The following is a 17,938-nucleotide window of genomic DNA, read 5'->3' on the forward strand; positions in this document are numbered from 1 at the left end:
GAAGAAGCGATGAATAAACAAGCGATTGAAAAAGCAGCGAGCTATTTGCGAGACAAAATTTCGACACCGCCGCGCATCGGCTTGATTCTTGGCTCTGGTCTCGGCGTACTCGCCGATGAAATCGAAGAAGCAGTGAAAATTCCGTACGAGAAGATTCCTGGGTTTCCTGTTTCCACTGTGGAAGGGCATGCCGGCCAGCTTGTTTATGGCCGGCTTGAAGGTGCGATGGTTGTCGCCATGCAAGGCCGTTTTCACTACTATGAAGGGTACCGCATGGATCAAGTGACATTCCCGGTTCGGGTCATGAAAGCGCTTGGCGTCAAAGAACTGATTGTCACCAACGCGGCCGGCGGAGTGAATGAGCGCTTTCAGCCGGGGGATTTAATGATTATTACTGACCATATCAACAATATGGGGAACAATCCGTTAATTGGCCCGAACGATCCGGAGCTTGGCGTCCGCTTCCCGGATATGACGGAAGCGTACAGCAAGCGGCTGCGCAACATTGCAAAAGAAGTAGCAGCAAATCTTGGCATTCCGATTCAAGAAGGGGTGTATGTTGCCAACACGGGTCCGTCTTATGAAACGCCGGCGGAAATCCGTATGATTCGCGCGTTCGGCGGCGATGCGGTCGGGATGTCGACCGTTCCCGAAGTAATTGTTGCGCGTCATGCGCAAATCGAAGTGTTAGGGATTTCGTGCATATCGAATATGGCGGCCGGGATTTTAGATCAGCCGCTTACCCACGACGAAGTCATGGAAACGACGGAACGAGTGAAAGCCAACTTTTTGCGGCTTGTCAAGGGAATTATCGCGGAAATGGCGAAACAATAGAAAAAGGTGATAAAGATGAGAATGGTCGATTTAATTGCGAAAAAACGAGATGGCCACGCGCTTTCAAAAGAAGAAATTGATTTTATCATCCGCGGCTACACCAACGGCGACATTCCTGATTATCAAATGAGCGCACTAGCAATGGCGGTGTTTTTCCGCGGCATGACCGAAGAAGAAACGGCCGCGCTGACGATGGCGATGGTTCATTCCGGAGATGTCATTGATTTATCGAAAATTGACGGAATTAAAGTCGATAAGCACTCGACTGGCGGCGTCGGCGATACGACGACGCTTGTGTTAGGCCCGCTTGTTGCGTCTGTCGGTGTGCCGGTCGCGAAAATGTCCGGCCGCGGCCTCGGGCATACAGGCGGGACGATCGATAAGCTGGAATCCGTTCCTGGGTTTCACGTGGAAATTGATAACGAGCAATTCATTGAACTGGTCAATAAAAACAAAATCGCCATTATCGGGCAGACCGGCAATTTAACCCCAGCCGATAAAAAATTGTATGCGCTTCGCGATGTGACTGCGACGGTTAACAGCATTCCGCTTATTGCTTCGTCGATTATGAGCAAAAAAATCGCGGCTGGCGCCGACGCGATTGTCTTAGATGTTAAAACGGGCACCGGCGCGTTTATGAAAGATTTAGAGGGAGCGAAACAGCTGGCAAAAGCGATGGTGGATATCGGCAAGCGTGTCGGCCGGAAAACGATGGCGGTCATTTCTGATATGAGCCAACCGCTTGGCTTTGCCATCGGCAATGCGCTTGAAGTGAAAGAAGCGATTGATACGCTCAAAGGAAAAGGGCCGGAAGATTTACAAGAGTTATGCTTGACGCTTGGAAGCTATATGGTATATCTAGCGGAAAAAGCGTCTTCATTAGAGGAAGCGAGAGCGTTATTAGAGAATTCGATTCAAGCAGGAAAGGCGCTAGAAACGTTCAAAGTGTTTCTCGAGGCACAAGGCGGCGATGCCACCGTTGTCGATAATCCGGAGAAACTGCCGCAGGCGAAATATCAATGGGAGTTGGAAGCGGCGGAAGATGGATATGTCGCGGAAATTGTCGCCGACGAAGTCGGAACGGCCGCGATGCTGCTTGGAGCCGGACGGGCGACAAAAGAATCGACGATCGATCTTTCCGTTGGGCTTGTCTTGCGCAAAAAAGTTGGCGATCCAGTGAAAAAAGGGGAATCGCTTGCGACGATCCACAGCAATACGGAAAATATTGAAGAAGTAAAAGAAAAGCTGCAAAAAAATATCCGCATCTCCCCAACTCCTGTCCGTAAACCGACGCTGATTTACGAAACGATTTCTTAGTAGAGAGGCTGAATCCCAGCCTCTTTTTTTTATGGCTAAAAATGGTTGAATTTCACTGCCTCTCTTGTATAAAAATATCTCTTTTGGAAAAAATGGCATGTATAAAGAATGGAGGTTTGGGAGATGAACAAGACACTGACTCGCTTACTAATATTTATCCTTGTTTTTCTCGTTCCTTTTTCCGCAAACGTCCATGCGGAAGAAAAGAAAACAGAAGCAAAAGGCCTTGAGCTAGCTGATGATGCGAAATCTGCCATTTTAATTGAACGTGATACAGGAGCTATATTGTATCAAAAAAACGCCCATGAAAAACTGCCGCCGGCTAGTATGACAAAAATTATGACCATGCTTTTGATTATGGAAGCGATTGATAAAGGAGAGCTTTCTTATAAGGAAAAAGTACGGGCGAGCGAATATGCCGCGTCGATGGGCGGATCACAAATCTTTTTAGAGCCCGGCGAAGAAATGACGGTAGATGAGCTGCTGCGCGGCATTGCCATCGGCTCTGCGAATGACGCTTCCGTCGCCATGGCGGAACGAATTGCGGGGTCAGAAGAAGCTTTTGTAAAAATGATGAATAAAAAAGCAAAAGAGCTCGGCCTGAAAGATACGATGTTTCAAAACGCGACAGGATTGCCTGCCGAAAAGCATTACAGCAGCGCCTATGATATGGCAATGCTGGCGCGCGAATTGCTGAAATATGAAGATATTACGAAGTATACCAGAATGTATGAAGATTATTTGCGCGAAAACACGGATAAAAAGTTTTGGCTTGTCAATACAAACCGGCTTGTGAAATTTTATCCAGGAGTGGATGGGTTAAAAACCGGATTCACAAGCCAAGCGAAATACTGCTTAACCGCAACGGCGAAAAAGAACGGCATGCGCGTCATTGCCGTTGTCTTCGGCGCATCGACGCCAAAATCACGAAACGCGCAAATTACAAAAATGCTTGATTATGCGTTTAGCCAGTATAAAACCCATCCTGTTTATAAACGGAATGAAGTATTAACCCGTGTCCACATCAATAAAGGAAAGAAAAAAACGGTCGCGCTCGTTACTTCCGAACCGATTTCTGTATTAACGAAAAAGGGGCAGTCGATCGATCAAATTAAAAAAGTGATTAAAGTCAAGGACGGCGTAAAAGCGCCGATTCAAAAAGGTGATGAGCTCGGGGTCCTTATTTTGAAGCAGGATGGAAAAGAGATATTGCGTAGCCCGATTGTTGCTAAGGAAAGTGTCGCGGAAGCTAGCTGGTGGGATTTGTTTAAGCGGACATTGCAAAATTTTACGAAATCCGCATAAGTGCTGTCAGTTTTTGCAGCAAGCGTTCTACATTTAGCGAATCGCCACTAGTTTTGTCGTAAAGCAGGATTTCTAGAGGGATGCAGCGAAACTTCTCCTTATCCGAAATGAATAAGGAGGAAAACGCTGTGAGTCTAATGATGGACTTTGAAGTAAAACGAGATGTGCTAATCATTCGACTGTCAGGCGAGCTGGACCATCATACAGCGGAAGAGCTCCGCGAAAAAGTAACGGACACGCTGGAAAGGGAAGCGATCCGCCACATTGTGTTGAATTTAGAGGGTCTAACGTTCATGGATAGCTCGGGGCTTGGCGTCATTTTAGGACGCTACAAACAAATAAAAAACCTTGGCGGGGAAATGATCGTATGCGCTGTTTCTCCGACGGTAAAGCGTCTGTTTGATATGTCGGGGCTGTTTAAAATTATCCGCTTAGAAAACAATGAACAGTTCGCATTACAGACATTGGGGGTGGCATAAATGCGCAACGAAATGCACCTCCAATTCTCCGCCCTCAGTCAAAATGAATCATTTGCCCGCGTTACAGTTGCCGCGTTTGTCGCGCAGCTGGATCCGACGATGGATGAATTAACGGAAATTAAAACGGTTGTTTCCGAAGCGGTGACAAACGCAATTATTCATGGCTACAATAACGACCCGAACGGAATTGTCTATATTTCCGTCGTCATTGAAGACGGAGTCGTCCATTTGACGATTAAAGATGAAGGGGTTGGCATTGCCAATATTGAAGAGGCGCGCCAGCCATTGTTTACGACAAAGCCGGAGTTGGAACGGTCCGGAATGGGATTTACCATCATGGAAAATTTTATGGACGAAGTCGTTGTTCAGTCGGAAGTCAACAAAGGCACAACTGTTTACCTAAAGAAGTATATAACGAAGAGCAAAGCCTTGTGTAACTAAGGGAGACATGCCTATGGATGTCGATGTCAAGCAAGATCAGTCGCAAATCAAAGATCATGAAATGAAGGAGCTGATTCGTCGCAGCCAACAAGGGGACCAAGAGGCGCGCGATGAAATTATTGAAAAAAACATGCGCCTCGTTTGGTCCGTCGTCCAGCGTTTTTTAAACCGCGGTTATGAGCCGGACGATTTATTTCAGATTGGCTGCATCGGCTTGCTCAAGTCTGTTGATAAGTTTGATTTGTCGTATGATGTGAAGTTTTCCACCTATGCGGTGCCGATGATCATCGGTGAAATTCAGCGTTTTATTCGCGATGACGGAACGGTAAAGGTGAGCCGTTCCTTAAAAGAGATGGGGAATAAAATCCGCAAGGCGAAAGACGAGCTTGCAAAAAAGCATGGGCGGGCGCCGACAGTGACAGAAATCGCCGGTTATTTGGAAATTTCCCCGGAAGATGTTGTGCTCGCCCAAGAGGCGGTCCGTTCTCCCGCTTCGATTCATGAGACGGTATATGAAAACGACGGCGATCCGATTACGCTTCTTGACCAAATCGCCGATTCCGACGAAGTTTCGTGGTTTGATAAAATCGCGCTAAAAAAAGCGATTGAGGAACTTGATGAACGGGAGCGGCTCATTGTCTATTTGCGCTATTACAAAGACCAGACCCAATCAGAAGTGGCATCTAGATTAGGCATCTCTCAAGTGCAAGTATCCCGGCTTGAAAAAAAAATATTGCAGCAAATAAAAGAGAGAATGGATGGATAGCCATCCATTCTTTTTTATTTTTATGAAATTGGTGGTAAGGGCTGCACGACCGCATGATTCCTTTTTTGGCCAAACATACTAAAGAAAAGCGAAGGGGCAACTTTAATATACAAAAAAATTACAAATTAAGGTGTGAGGCAGATGGGAGAAACTGTCTTTATCAAGTTGCGGCATCGTGTCCAAGTAAAACCCAACGCCGCTATCACTGTCGGCGATGTTGCGCAAGTCATGGCAACGGATAGCGGTATGGCGAAGCAATTGCAGACAATCCCGCTGTATCAAATTCAGCCGAGCGATAAAAATATCGTCATTATCGATGTCATGAAAGTAGTGAGAGCTGTGTTGCAAGCAGATCGTTCTCTTGATGTGCAAACGGTCGGACCATCGCAGACGATTATCGAGGTCGTCTACGAAAAGAGACGTTTTTCCACTGCTTATTTCCTTTTGATATGGTTGTTGCTTTTTGTCGGCTCGGCTATGGCTATTATGAACTTCCATGAAGATGTCAGCATGCAGCAAGTGCATCAGCATCTTTACGAAATAATCACGGGAAAAAAAGTCGATAAGCCGTTGTTGCTGCAAATTCCATATTCGCTTGGATTGGGGATCGGCATGATTTTATTCTTTAATTATGTGTTTCGTAAACGAATTAATGAGGAGCCTAGCCCTTTGGAAGTCGAGATGTTTAATTATCAGCAATCGATTGATCAATATGTCATTTTACATGAAAACAAAGAAAGTATGAGAAAAATTGATGACGATTGAGATTTTAACGGTGATCTTTGTCGGCTTCGCAGGAGGGCTGGCTGTTGGAACAGGGTTTGTTGCCTTTTTAGTCGTTCTTGGCGTCATTCCCCGCTTAACGCAATTAACGAAAACGATGAAACGAATTCATGCTTATGAATGGAGCGCAGTAGTCGGCGCGGTTGTAGGCGGGTGGATGAGTTTGCGTCACTCTATTTTATATGTATCCAAATATTGGCTGATTCCGATCGGCTTGCTCCATGGAGTATTTATCGGAATGCTTGCTGCTGCGTTAACGGAAGTGCTGAACGTATGGCCGATTTTAGCGAAACGAATCGGGGTGGAGGATAAAATTGTCATTTTATTGATGGCGATTGCTTTTGGCAAGGTCGTCGGCTCGCTGTTTCACTGGATTTATTTTGTCGATTACTTTCAATAAGGGGGGAAGGAAAGATGAGCTTAAAAACAAATTATCGCCAGGCAGTAAAAGCGTTTCAGCCTGCTCCCCCGTATTTTTTCAACAGCGTGAAAGCATTTGTTGTCGGCGGTTTGCTTTGTGCACTGGCGGAATGGCTGGCAAAATGGTACAGCAGTTTCTTCTCTATTTCCGCTATTTCCGCACAGCAGCTGGCGGTGATGACGATGATGTTTTTCGCGATTGTCCTCACGGGAGCAGGAAAGTATGACGATTTCAGCCAGTTTGCCGGTGCGGGGGCTACGATGCTGATGACAGGGTTGGCGAATGCGCTGGCAAGCGCGGCGATCGAACATCGCAGTGAAGGATGGACGGCAGGAATTGCTAGCCAAATGTTTAAATCAGGCGGTGCGGCGATTGTCTATGGCATTGTTGCTGCCTATTTGCTCGGTCTTTTCTATTACATCGTGTCTTGAGGAGAAAGAGGGATTTCTCATGAAGCTGGTTGGAAAACAAACATGGGTGTTTGAACATGGCATTTATATTCAAGAGGCGGGAACGGCAGTCGGGCCGTTAGAAGCAGAAGGGCCGCTGCGCGACAGTTTTGATATCGTGCACGATGACTTGTATTGCGGGGAGAAAACATGGGAGTTGGCTGAGCGGCGTTTAATGCAGGAAGCGATCCAAATTTGCCTAGAAAAAGCGCGCCTTTCTTTCGCTGATATTGATTTGTTTCTCGCTGGGGACTTGCTGAATCAAAACGTAACTGCCAACTACGTGGCTCGGGAGATTCCTGTCCCGTTTTTGTGTATGTTCGGTGCTTGTTCGACTTCCATGCAAACCATAGCGGCTGCTGCTGCTTTTATTGATGGAGGTTTCGCCCGATCGGTGCTGGCGGCAACAAGCAGCCATAATGCTACTGCGGAGCGGCAGTTCCGTTATCCGACCGAGCTGGGCATTCAAAAGCCGAAGACGGCGACGTTTACGGTGACCGGAGCAGGAGCGGTGGTACTTGGACGCAAGCCGGGACGATGGCGCATCGCCGCAGCGACGATCGGCAAAGTCGTGGACGCTGGAATGACGAATCCTTTAGATATGGGCTCGGCGATGGCCCCCGCTGCGGCAAGCACGATTGAGCAGCATTTTAACGATTTAGGCATTTCTCCTAGTGATTATGACTTGATTGTCACCGGTGATTTATCCAGGGTCGGAAGCGTGATCGTCAGACAGCTGCTTGCCGAATCAGGATATGATGTCACAAACAACTATAATGACTGCGGTTTAATGATTTACAATCCCGATCAAAAAATATTTGCCGGTGGAAGCGGCTGTGCTTGCTGTGCGGTCGTCACTTATGGGCATTTGTTGAAAGAAATGGAACGCGGGGCGTTTCGCAAAATTTTCGTTGTCGCAACCGGGGCGCTATTAAGCCAGACGATGGTACAGCAAAAACAGTCGATTCCAGCGATCGCCCATGGTGTGGTCATTGAAGCAGCGAAGGAGGAATGAGGAATGGATTATGTAGTGGCGTTTATGGCTGGAGGGGGGATTTGCGCGCTGGCACAGTTGGCCATGGATGTGGGCAAACTGCCACAACTGCATGTCATGAGCTTGCTTGTGGCCGTTGGCGTCATTTTGGGAATCAGCGGGATTTATGATCGAATTGTTGCGTTTGCCGGGGCAGGCGCGACGCTGCCGCTTAGCGGTTTTGGCTATTTTCTCACCAAAGGTATATTGTCGCAAAAAGAGCTGGACGGATGGCTGACGATCGGCGCGGCGATGTTTCAATTTACCGGCGCCATTCTTTCCTTTGCTATTGTCCTTTCCTTTTTCACTGCGCTTATATGCAAGCCGAAAGGATAATCGCTATGAAAAAAAGACGGGTCATATTAGTAACCGATGGGGATGAGTTCGCCTATCGAACAATTCAATATATTGCTGGGCAAATCGGCGGACGCTGTATTTCTCGCTCTCATGGCAATCCCACCAGACTAGCCGGCAAAGAGCTGGTGCAGCTGATTTTACAAACTCCATATGATCCTGTATTCGTCATGTTTGACGATTGTGGTGCTATTGGTGAAGGAGCGGGGGAACAGGCGCTCAAATATGTGGCAACCCATGAGCAAATAGAAGTGTTAGGAGCGCTTGCCGTCGCTTCCAATACACGTAAGCATGAATGGGCAAAAGTGCATGTCAGCATCGACCGTGACGGAAATGTAACAGAGTATGGGGTAGATAAAGAAGGAATTCGCGAGCTGGAAGTCGGACGGATTAACGGAGATACCGTCTATTGTTTGGATCAATTAAAGATTCCGATCATCGTCGGAATCGGCGATATTGGCAAAATGGGATACCGCGATCATATTAAATACGGTTCACCGATTACGCGAAAAGCAGTGGAGTTGATCCTGGAAAGGAGTGGTTATCATGCCGACCAAAACGAATAACATTCCTATTTTCGAAAAACTAGTCGACAACGAAAAATTTTTTAGAGAAAAAATTGGTATTGGGACAAGTTTTGATTTAGGAGTACGGAAGGTTCATGTATTAAACCGCGAAGTACATATTTACTATTGCAACGGTTTATGTGACACGCAATATTTAATGGAGCTGCTCAAACAAATTGTCCGCATTAATGACAATGAACGGCAGACGGAGCGGGCAAAGCAAATTATTGAAAATCGCCTTGTTCATCAGCAGGTAAGTCCAGTCACTAATTTAGACGAAGCAGTGGATAAGCTTCTGTCTGGTTTAATTGTCATTTTAATTGAAGGGGAATCAACAGGGTTCGTCGTTGACGTGCGTAGCTATCCGGGGCGGCAGCCGGAAGAACCAGATACAGAAAAAGTGGTGCGCGGGGCGCGGGACGGCTATGTCGAAAATATTATCGTCAATACTGCGTTGACGCGGCGGCGCATCCGTGATGAGCGGCTTCGTTTTGAAATCCTGCAGGTTGGCGAGCGTTCAAAAACCGATGTTTGCATCGCTTATATTAAAGATGTAGCTGACCCGGGACTGGTGGAGCTAGTAAAACAGGAGCTGCAACAAATGAGTGTTGACGGATTGACAATGGGGGATAAAACGATAGAAGAGTTTTTAGTGAAACAAGGATATAATCCGTATCCGCTCGTTCGGTATACGGAACGGCCGGACGTGGCTGCCACCCATTTGCTTGAGGGGCACGTTTTGATCATGGTCGATACATCGCCAAGCGTCATTATTACTCCGACGACATTTTTTCACCATGTGCAGCATGCCGAAGAATACCGGCAGTCTCCTGCGGTCGGAACATTCGTGCGCTGGGTGCGTTTTTTAGGAATCCTGACATCGCTGTTTTTGCTTCCGCTTTGGGTATTGTTTGTCCTTGAACCATCTTTATTGCCGGATTCGTGGGCATTTATCGGGCCCAACAAACACACGAATATCCCAGTTTTTATTCAAGTTTTATTGGCGGATTTCGGGATTGAGTTTTTGCGCATGGCCGCGATTCATACGCCAACGCCGCTTTCTACCGCGATGGGGTTAATTGCTGCTGTGTTAATCGGAGAAATTGCGATTGAAGTCGGACTGTTCGTTCCGGAAGTAATTTTATATGTTTCTGTCTCCGCCATCGGCTCGTTTGCGACACCAAGTTACGAATTGAGTATTGCGAATAAAATATCACGCCTAATTCTTGTCATTCTAGTGGAGATGTTTAAAGTGCCGGGACTTGTGATCGGCACAACGGTCTACTTGCTTTGGCTCGCTCATATTCGTTCCTTAAACACGCCGTATTTATGGCCGTTTATTCCGTTTAACCCGGCGGCGTTTATGCAAATTATCGTCCGTCGTTCTGTTGCAGGCGCTAAAGTAAGGCCAAGTATTGTTCATCCGCAAAACCAACGCAAGCAACCGTCCTAAATTTGCGAAAATGACGCGTGTGAATGATCCATATTGCAGCTGTCCCGCCGGCAAAGCGCAAAGCTGGCGGGCTTTAGCATGATCGATGCATAACTGGTTTTTATTAGTTCATCCACACACATGTTGCAACTTTTTTATAATTATGATAAGTTATACGTAATCTTTTCTCTGCAAAAAGGCAGTTATCCTGGATGTTAACTGTCTTTTTTGCTTTCGATATGCGTAAAAATTTCTTATATTGAATAATTTTATTTTTGGGGAATGAGGGATTTGTATGTTCTTTCATGGGACAAGCCGAGTCAATGACAAAGGGCATTTGGAAATCGGCGGTGTCGATGCGGTCGAGCTAGCGAAAGAATACGGGACGCCGCTGTATATTTATGATGTGGCTTTAATCCGTGCGCGGGCGCGCGCGTTTAAAGAAGCATTTCGTAAACAAGGCGTCGCAGCGCAAGTCGCTTACGCAAGTAAAGCATTTTCTTCGATTGCAATGGTTCAGTTAGCCGAAGAAGAAGGGCTGTCGCTCGATGTCGTATCAGGCGGGGAATTGTATACAGCGATACAAGCAGGATTTCCGCCCAAGCGCATCCATTTCCATGGAAACAATAAAAGCCGCGAAGAGTTAATGATGGCGCTGGACCATGGAGTTGGCTGCATCGTTGTCGATAATTTTTACGAACTGGAATTGCTAGAACAGCTCGGAAAACAATACGGAAAAACGATTGCCATTTTGATACGCGTTACTCCTGGAGTTGAAGCCCATACACACGATTATATTTTAACCGGTCAAGAAGATTCGAAATTTGGTTTTGATTTAAACAACGGTCAAGCGGAGCAGGCGCTTGTGAGAACATTATCTTCTTCCTCTTTTTCTGTATTAGGCATTCACTGCCATATCGGTTCGCAAATTTTTGAAACAACGGGGTTTGTGTTGGCAGCGCAGAAAATTTTCCAAAAAATTGCTCATTGGAAAGAAGCATACGGGTTTGTCCCTGCCGTTGTCAACCTCGGCGGCGGCTTTGGCATCCGTTACACCGAGGAAGATGATCCGATTCCGGTTTCCGAATATGTGGACCAAATCGTCAGTGAAGTGAAAAAACAAGTGAGCGAACAAGGCATCGCGATGCCAGAAATTTGGATTGAGCCGGGCCGTTCCCTTGTCGGTGATGCCGGGACGACGATTTATTCGATCGGTTCGCGCAAAGACGTACCGAACGTCCGGCATTATGTGGCCGTCGACGGCGGCATGAGCGACAATATCCGTCCAGCTCTGTATGAAGCGAAGTATGAAGCGGTGCTGGCGAATCGGGTGCTCGATGAAAAAAATGAAATTGTCTCCATCGCAGGGAAGTGCTGCGAATCAGGAGATATGCTGATTTGGGATTTGCCGCTTCCAAAAGCCAAGCCAGGGGACTATTTAGCCGTTTTTTGTACGGGTGCATACGGCTATTCGATGGCAAACAACTATAACCGCATTCCGCGCCCGGCTGTTGTGTTTGTCGAAAACGGCGAAGCGCAGCTCGTGGTGAAGCGGGAAACGTATGAAGATTTAGTGCGGCTGGATTTACCGCTAAAGACAAAAGTGAATAAGTAAGCAGACGAAAAAGGCGCCCTGTTTCCTTGGGCGCCTTTTTCGCTATTGATTGTTTTGCGGCTCGGAAGAAGAAAAGGCTGATTTAATGGCGTTCCAAATTTCCTTTAAAATGTCGATAATGTTTTGGATAAACGTTTTTCCCTCGTCTGATTGCAGAAAAGCGGATAGTTTGTCTTTCGCCTTGCTTAATTGATCATTTACTTGATTCCAATCAATATTAGCGTTTTTCATTTTATTGAATAATGAAATTAAACTGTTTATTTCATCTTCCGTTAACGTAATTCCAAGGTCCTTTGCTACTTTTTCAATAAGCGCTCGCAAATCGGCATCCGTTTGCGGCGGATTGTTGGCGATTTCCTCTTTTATTTTGGCAAGGAGAGCCACTGCTTTATCCTGTCCGATGGAATCACCAAGCTTTGCGGTTTTTACCATTTCTTCCGTTGCTACTTTTTTCACCTCATCAGGAATCACTTTATCGGAAGAAACTTCATACGCTTTCATCAACCCGGTCAATGCAGCTGTGCCGGATACCGGAGACGGAGCGGTGACATAAATTTTCGCGTCTTTTACCCCGGCTGTAATCAGCGCGTTTGTATACATCTCTTTTGTTACCCATGTAATGTTATGCGTTTCCACGTCCAATCCGGAACCTTGGGCGCCGATCGTGATCATCGCTGATGAAATCGCCCGCGTTCCAATTTGCGCTTTCGGGATTAGCCCATCGAGATATTTATGTTCTTCAGCGTTGGAAACGGTGATGATTTGCGCGTTATCCGGCGCGTTCATCTCTTCTAATACTTTTTGCTTTTGCGGCTCGGTCAAGTTCTCGCCCAACGTAATAATGACATCACCTTCCGCGGCATCGGCAGCCGCCATCGCCGGGAATGTAAAGAACAGCGCTGCAAGCAAGCAACTTGCCAATATTCGTTTCATAACGACATATCCCCCTTTGGTAAAGGTAAATTGATTATAACGTTTTCCGCCATTTTTTTCTACTAAAATGCCGTCTCTTGCATTTCCCTCACCATCCATTTTGTAAGTTTAACGTTTATAGGAGCAGGAGGGGTATGTAAGCGAGAATACCATAGCTTCCATCATTATATTAAAATATATGCGTTTTTAGTGCTATCATTTTATTGTATCATATGCGTTTGGCTATATTGCTTGCTGGATCTGCCAATATCAATGTGCTATGTGAAGTTTCTTGCTTTTTTTATATCAACTATAATAGTATGATAATGATGCGTAAGTCAAAAAAGGAGTTGGAATGTATGGCGAAAAAAGGATATATTTTAATGGAAAATGGCGGAAAAATCGAGTTTGAACTGTTTCCAAATGAAGCGCCGATTACGGTTGCTAACTTTGAAAAATTAGCGAATGAAGGTTTTTATAATGGGCTAACGTTCCATCGCGTCATTCCTGGGTTTGTCAGCCAAGGCGGATGTCCGTATGGCAACGGCATGGGGGATGCAGGCTATACGATTCCATGCGAAACGGACAACAATCCACATAAGCATGTGACTGGTGCGATTTCGATGGCGCACCGTGGACGAGATACAGGAAGCTGCCAGTTTTTTATTGTGCATGAACCGCAGCCGCACCTTGATGGCATCCACACGGTGTTTGGCCAAGTGACATCGGGAATGGATGTAGTAAAATCCATGAAAAACGGGGATGTCATGAAAGAAGTTAAAGTGTTTGATGAGGAATAAACAGGCGGAAAAAAGACTTGGCAGACGGCGGGGCTGTTAAGTCTTTTTTCCATGTCGTGTTCAGATCATAGCAAGAGGTGAAAAAATGAAGCGAAGAAATTGGCTTTTATTTTTTCTTCTGCTCGGAGCAAGCCTGCTGTGGGGAGCGATTTACTGGATATTCATTGCCAAATAACGACAATGCTATGGAAGAATGGACAAACGGTTATCATGTGATATAATAATTAAAAATTAAAAAATTTCAATTTCATACCGGTGTATCCTTCGGGGCAGGGTGAAATTCCCGACCGGCGGTGATGAAGCGATGCGCTTCTCAGCCCGCGAGCCGTATAGGCACGATCCGGTGCGATTCCGGAGCCGACAGTATAGTCTGGATGGGAGAAGGATCACAACGTATAAATGATTGCCTGTTCGTGTTGCGTAGGCATTTTTTCCCTGCGCGGTTTCTGCCTTTGTTGCAGGATGTCAAGGCATTTCGAACGGCAGCTGTTTGAGCGGGGAAACATCGCTTTTCGCAGTTCATTTTTCGTTTTTTTACGGATAGACGGCAACCAGTTTGTTAAAAATATCCATAGACGATATTTGTTTTTATGTCGGTCGGTTTATCTAAAAAAGAAACGAGCCCCGCTTTACGGTTTTTTACATACGTTGCTGATGATTCTGCATAACTTTGCCCCAGGATGTTGCGCCTGGGGCTTTTCTTTATGAAAAAAAGGAGGCAAACATGGTGCGAAGCGATGAACAATATATGCGCATGGCCCTTGAAATCGCCAAAGCAGGGATCGGGCAGACGTCTCCTAATCCGGTTGTCGGGGCGGTGGTCGTGAAAGATGGAGAAGTGGTCGGATTGGGCGCCCATTTAAAAGCAGGGGAGCCGCATGCGGAAGTACATGCCGTCCGCATGGCCGGCGAAAAGGCGAAGGGTGCGACGGTCTATGTCACATTGGAGCCGTGCAGCCATTACGGGAAGACGCCGCCCTGCGCCGATTTGTTGATCGAAACGGGCGTCCGCCGCGTCGTCATCGCTACGACGGATCCGAATCCGCTTGTGGCCGGAAAGGGAATCGAAAAGCTACAAAAGGCGGGAATTGAGGTACAGCTTGGCGTGCTGAAAGAAGAAGCAGATGAATTAAACCGCGTATTTTTCCACTATATTGCAACGAAAACGCCGTTTGTGACGCTCAAATATGCAAGCAGCCTGGACGGAAAAATCGCGACGTCGACCGGGGAAAGCAAATGGATTACATCGGAAGCGGCCCGGGAAGACGTGCATCGTTACCGGGCGCTGCACGATGCGATTCTTGTCGGGGTCAATACGGTGATTGCCGACAATCCGAGCTTGACAGTAAGGCTTGTGGAGGGCGGAAAAAACCCGATCCGCATCGTCTTGGATACGCATTTGCGCACCCCGCTCGATGCCAACGTGATCCGTGACGGCGCGGCGGAAACGTGGATCGTTGTCGGCAGTGAGGCCAGTGAGAAAAAAAAGAGACAGTATGAGAAAGAATATGTAAAAGTGATTTCCATGGATAAACCTTACATCGATATCAAAGAATTATTGCGCGTGCTTGGCGGAAAACGAATTACTTCGCTTTTTGTCGAAGGTGGGTCGCATGTGCATGACAGCTTTATCCGCGCGGGGGCAGTAAATGAAATTGTCGCCTATTTTGCCCCGAAAATCATCGGCGGAAAACAGGCGCCGACGCCAATCGGCGGGGTCGGTTTTGCCAATATGGCGGAGGTGATGGAGCTTCAAATCCGCCAAGTGGAAAGGATCGGTCCCGATATAAAAATCGTTGCCATACCGAACATATAAAGGGTGAATGAAGGATGTTTACCGGAATTGTGGAAGAAATCGGCACGATCGAACAAATACAGCAGTCGGGTGAAGCGATTGTGATGATGATCGGTGCAAAAAAAATTTTGACGGATGTCCATCTTGGAGACAGCATTGCGGTCAACGGGGTTTGTTTGACGGTCACGTCCTTTACCGACCGTACGTTTACGGTCGATGTGATGCCGGAAACAGTCAAAGCGACGTCGCTCCGCACATTAACAAAAGGGTCCAAAGTCAATCTGGAACGGGCGATGGCGGCGAATGGACGTTTCGGCGGCCATTTCGTTTCCGGGCATGTGGACGGCATCGGCCGGATTGTCCGCAAATGGCCGTCGGCCAATGCGGTATACTACGAAATTGAAATTCCAAAAGAACTGCGCAAATATATGATTTTAAAAGGATCGGTCGCGGTCGACGGCACAAGTTTAACGATTTTTGGGCTGACGGATCATACGTTTACGATTTCCCTCATCCCCCATACGCGTGCGGAAACGATTTTAGGGGAAAAACATCCAGGGGATATTGTCAACATTGAGTGCGATATGATCGGGAAATATGTTGCCCAATTTATGGAAGAAAAAAAGGAAGCAACGCAATCGGCCATTACGCTCGAATTTTTGGAACGGCACGGCTATAAGTAAAGCTAAAAAGGGGGCACAAACAGATGTTTGATACGATTGAAGCAGCACTTGAGGCATTGAAGCAAGGAGAAGTAATTATCGTATGCGATGACGAAGACCGGGAAAATGAAGGGGATTTCGTGGCACTGGCCGAAAAAGCGACGCCGGAAGTGATCAATTTTATGATTAAATACGGGCGCGGGCTTGTTTGCGTGCCGATTACCGAAGAATTGGCGGACAAGATGGACCTTGCGCCGATGGTGAACCATAATACCGATTCCCATGGCACGGCGTTTACCGTCAGCATCGATTATAAATCGACGACGACGGGAATCAGCGCCTATGAACGTTCGATGACAATTCAGGCGCTGCTCGATCCTGACGCCAAAGCAAGCGATTTTAAACGGCCGGGACATGTGTTTCCGCTCGTCGCGAAAAAAGGCGGTGTATTGCGGCGCGCCGGCCATACGGAAGCGGCGGTGGATTTAGCTCGGTTATGCGGAGCAAAGCCGGCCGGAGTGATTTGCGAGATTATTAAAGAAGACGGCACGATGGCACGCGTTCCGGATTTGCGCAACATCGCGGATGAGTTTGGATTGAAAATGATTACGATTAAAGATTTAATTCAATATCGCAGCCAGAGAGAAAAGCTTGTAAAACGCGAAGTGGAAGTGATGCTGCCGACAGAATTCGGTCGGTTTAAAGCGGTCGGCTATACCAATGTAGTTGATGGAAAAGAACATGTGGCGCTCGTAAAAGGCGAAATTGTTCCGGACGAACCGATTCTTGTCCGCGTGCATTCTGAATGTTTAACAGGAGATGTGTTTGGCTCGTATCGCTGCGATTGCGGACCGCAGCTTCATGCAGCACTCCGCCAAATTGAAGAAGAAGGGCGCGGCGTTCTCTTATATATGCGCCAAGAAGGGCGCGGCATTGGATTAATGAATAAACTGCGCGCGTATAAGCTGCAAGAGCAAGGCTATGATACGGTAGAAGCCAATGAAAAGCTCGGGTTTCCTGCCGATTTGCGCGATTATGGCATCGGCGCGCAAATTTTAAAAGACCTCGGTGTGACAAAAATACGTTTATTGACGAACAATCCGCGCAAAATCGCCGGCTTAAAAGGACACGGCCTTGAGGTAGTCGAACGCGTTCCGCTGCAAATGCCGATGAAAAAAGAAAATGAAAAATATTTGCGCACCAAGTATGAAAAGTTAGGGCATATGCTCCATTTATAAGCAATAGTTCGTGTCTTTTGCTGTTTTGGATTATGATAAAATCGATGGGTGGAAAAGATAGGAGGTATAAGCAGTTTGTTAAACATCTATAAAATCATGTAAATATCTCCTGTTATTTGTTATTGAACGCAAGGAGGCGGATGTTCTCCATCTTTTCCATCGTCTCCTGTCTTAGGATAAAAAATCCTCTCTCCTTTCCGCATGTAAAAAGGAAAGGAAAAAGAGTTAGCGAATATATGTTCTAAGGAATCCAAACAAGGGGGACGTCAAGGGGATGAAAACGTTCGGGTGATGAAAATTGTTTCCGATGATGAATCACAACTTCGTTCATATAAATGAATCACAACTTCGTTCATATAAAAACGAAAGTGAAACGCCATTTGGTTGCTGTGTTAGGATCGATGGAAGAATCCTACAAGCACTCAAAAAGCGGAATGAAACAACGACAATATCCTAGGTATGACGCTGAAAAAGATCGAGAACTTCAAAGAGAAACATGAATGGCCATTATGGAACATTCTGCACAAATGTTGTTGGCTAAGTCAGTATCAAATTCAACTAAAGGAGGTGTAGACCTGGTTGCTAAAATCGTTGTCGTGTGCTGACCGATGGAAGGAATGGTGCACGACAAGTGCCGCCGCTGACAGCAAGCCACGGGGTGTCTTTCACGGCAGGTGAGACATGAGGGATTCCCTTCCTGATGGAACTCAGGTGTTTCCTGAGCGGCAAGCAGTTT

19 protein-coding genes and 1 riboswitch are annotated in these 17,938 nt (G+C 46.7%); of the genes, 18 read left to right on the plus strand and 1 reads right to left on the minus strand.

What is annotated here, in order from left to right; genetic code table 11:
• The first annotated feature begins 9 nt into the window (after positions 1 to 9).
• The 14 genes from BV455_RS15245 (at position 10) to lysA (ending at position 11,795) form a co-directional block, all read left to right on the plus strand.
• Positions 10 to 834: a purine-nucleoside phosphorylase gene (locus BV455_RS15245; RefSeq protein WP_042408448.1), complete on the plus strand. Its 825-nt coding sequence runs from the start codon at positions 10 to 12 to the stop codon at positions 832 to 834.
• A 15-nt stretch (positions 835 to 849) separates the two neighbouring features.
• Positions 850 to 2,151 carry a pyrimidine-nucleoside phosphorylase gene (locus BV455_RS15250; protein WP_026078470.1) on the plus strand — a complete coding sequence of 434 codons (1,302 nt, stop codon included), beginning with the start codon at positions 850 to 852 and terminating at the stop codon, positions 2,149 to 2,151.
• 123 nt (positions 2,152 to 2,274) lie between these two features.
• Positions 2,275 to 3,456, plus strand: a complete 1,182-nt coding sequence (locus BV455_RS15255; protein ID WP_218687374.1) for a D-alanyl-D-alanine carboxypeptidase family protein — start codon at positions 2,275 to 2,277, stop codon at positions 3,454 to 3,456.
• 107 nt (positions 3,457 to 3,563) lie between these two features.
• Positions 3,564 to 3,935 (plus strand): anti-sigma F factor antagonist, encoded by a 372-nt coding sequence (gene spoIIAA, locus BV455_RS15260; RefSeq protein WP_221198337.1) that lies wholly within the window; start codon positions 3,564 to 3,566, stop codon positions 3,933 to 3,935.
• A complete protein-coding gene (gene spoIIAB, locus BV455_RS15265) occupies positions 3,936 to 4,376 on the plus strand; it encodes an anti-sigma F factor (RefSeq protein ID WP_015864379.1) in 441 nt (146 codons plus the stop codon).
• A gap of 13 nt (positions 4,377 to 4,389) precedes the next feature.
• Complete coding sequence (gene sigF / locus BV455_RS15270) at positions 4,390 to 5,142, plus strand: RNA polymerase sporulation sigma factor SigF (RefSeq protein ID WP_017435281.1); 753 nt, start codon at positions 4,390 to 4,392, stop codon at positions 5,140 to 5,142.
• Between the two features lie 141 nt (positions 5,143 to 5,283).
• Positions 5,284 to 5,907 (plus strand): stage V sporulation protein AA, encoded by a 624-nt coding sequence (locus BV455_RS15275; protein ID WP_017435282.1) that lies wholly within the window; start codon positions 5,284 to 5,286, stop codon positions 5,905 to 5,907.
• Complete coding sequence (locus BV455_RS15280; protein ID WP_017435283.1) at positions 5,897 to 6,325, plus strand: stage V sporulation protein AB; 429 nt, start codon at positions 5,897 to 5,899, stop codon at positions 6,323 to 6,325. Before BV455_RS15275 ends, BV455_RS15280 begins: the two co-directional genes overlap by 11 nt.
• 14 nt (positions 6,326 to 6,339) lie before the next feature.
• Entirely contained in the window at positions 6,340 to 6,777 is a 438-nt protein-coding gene (locus tag BV455_RS15285) for a SpoVA/SpoVAEb family sporulation membrane protein (RefSeq protein WP_042408442.1), read from the plus strand.
• Positions 6,778 to 6,796: 19 nt separating this feature from the next.
• Positions 6,797 to 7,810 (plus strand): stage V sporulation protein AD, encoded by a 1,014-nt coding sequence (gene spoVAD, locus BV455_RS15290; protein WP_042408440.1) that lies wholly within the window; start codon positions 6,797 to 6,799, stop codon positions 7,808 to 7,810.
• A gap of 3 nt (positions 7,811 to 7,813) precedes the next feature.
• Positions 7,814 to 8,164: a SpoVA/SpoVAEb family sporulation membrane protein gene (locus BV455_RS15295; protein ID WP_042408438.1), complete on the plus strand. Its 351-nt coding sequence runs from the start codon at positions 7,814 to 7,816 to the stop codon at positions 8,162 to 8,164.
• 5 nt (positions 8,165 to 8,169) lie between these two features.
• Complete coding sequence (locus BV455_RS15300) at positions 8,170 to 8,748, plus strand: stage V sporulation protein SpoVABEA (protein WP_042408432.1); 579 nt, start codon at positions 8,170 to 8,172, stop codon at positions 8,746 to 8,748.
• Positions 8,729 to 10,201 carry a spore germination protein gene (locus BV455_RS15305; RefSeq protein ID WP_017435288.1) on the plus strand — a complete coding sequence of 491 codons (1,473 nt, stop codon included), beginning with the start codon at positions 8,729 to 8,731 and terminating at the stop codon, positions 10,199 to 10,201. Before BV455_RS15300 ends, BV455_RS15305 begins: the two co-directional genes overlap by 20 nt.
• Before the next feature lie 274 nt (positions 10,202 to 10,475).
• Positions 10,476 to 11,795, plus strand: a complete 1,320-nt coding sequence (lysA, locus tag BV455_RS15310; protein WP_017435289.1) for a diaminopimelate decarboxylase — start codon at positions 10,476 to 10,478, stop codon at positions 11,793 to 11,795.
• A gap of 42 nt (positions 11,796 to 11,837) precedes the next feature.
• On the opposite strand, the gene BV455_RS15315 is transcribed toward lysA, so the two are convergent.
• The gene (locus tag BV455_RS15315) at positions 11,838 to 12,728 is read right to left on the minus strand and encodes a DUF1002 domain-containing protein (protein WP_017435290.1); all 891 of its coding nucleotides are present in this window, start codon (positions 12,726 to 12,728) and stop codon (positions 11,838 to 11,840) included.
• A gap of 338 nt (positions 12,729 to 13,066) precedes the next feature.
• Between BV455_RS15315 and BV455_RS15320 the strand changes: the two genes are divergently transcribed.
• The 4 genes from BV455_RS15320 to BV455_RS15335 all read left to right on the plus strand — a co-directional run bounded on the left by BV455_RS15320 (position 13,067) and on the right by BV455_RS15335 (position 17,202).
• Positions 13,067 to 13,507, plus strand: coding sequence for a peptidylprolyl isomerase (locus BV455_RS15320; protein ID WP_017435291.1), 441 nt, complete (start codon positions 13,067 to 13,069; stop codon positions 13,505 to 13,507).
• A 256-nt stretch (positions 13,508 to 13,763) separates the two neighbouring features.
• Positions 13,764 to 13,897: riboswitch (FMN riboswitch) on the plus strand.
• A 334-nt stretch (positions 13,898 to 14,231) separates the two neighbouring features.
• Positions 14,232 to 15,323, plus strand: coding sequence for a bifunctional diaminohydroxyphosphoribosylaminopyrimidine deaminase/5-amino-6-(5-phosphoribosylamino)uracil reductase RibD (ribD, locus tag BV455_RS15325; RefSeq protein WP_190977356.1), 1,092 nt, complete (start codon positions 14,232 to 14,234; stop codon positions 15,321 to 15,323).
• Positions 15,324 to 15,337: 14 nt separating this feature from the next.
• Entirely contained in the window at positions 15,338 to 15,985 is a 648-nt protein-coding gene (gene ribE / locus BV455_RS15330) for a riboflavin synthase (RefSeq protein ID WP_017435294.1), read from the plus strand.
• Between the two features lie 23 nt (positions 15,986 to 16,008).
• Positions 16,009 to 17,202, plus strand: a complete 1,194-nt coding sequence (locus BV455_RS15335; protein WP_017435295.1) for a bifunctional 3,4-dihydroxy-2-butanone-4-phosphate synthase/GTP cyclohydrolase II — start codon at positions 16,009 to 16,011, stop codon at positions 17,200 to 17,202.
• Positions 17,203 to 17,938: the final 736 nt, after the last annotated feature.

Origin of the sequence: Parageobacillus caldoxylosilyticus, assembly GCF_019272935.1 — a bacterium.
GTDB lineage: Bacteria > Bacillota > Bacilli > Bacillales > Anoxybacillaceae > Saccharococcus > Saccharococcus caldoxylosilyticus.